At 55.9% G+C, this 261-nt stretch carries 1 protein-coding gene; it reads left to right on the forward strand.

Annotated features, from left to right (window positions below; genetic code table 11):
- On the forward strand, nt 1–261 hold a 261-nt coding region (locus tag SCA31_RS24075), incomplete at both ends, for a hypothetical protein (protein WP_410699515.1).

Consider the following 261-nt stretch of genomic DNA (forward strand, 5'->3'; position numbering starts at 1 on the left):
GTAAGACATATCAGGCAATCCTCAGCGAAACCGGCATGGTCAAGCCCGAAGTGATCCGCCAGATACGCCGATGTCTCACAGAATCTTCGCCTGGACAGATCATTGGATTCTTTGCGTTGATTCGCCACAGGCGAATCAAGTCGTACGTCAGGGTGAAGCCCGTTGAACCTGATCAGCTGTCCAGCTCCGCCGGTGCCGCGGGAGCGCTCGGCAAACTCTTCCGTGAACATCCGAAGGCACAAAAGTTCGTCGACAGGCGGT

This window comes from Chryseobacterium sp. SIMBA_028, from assembly GCF_046535285.1.
Lineage (GTDB): Bacteria > Bacteroidota > Bacteroidia > Flavobacteriales > Weeksellaceae > Chryseobacterium.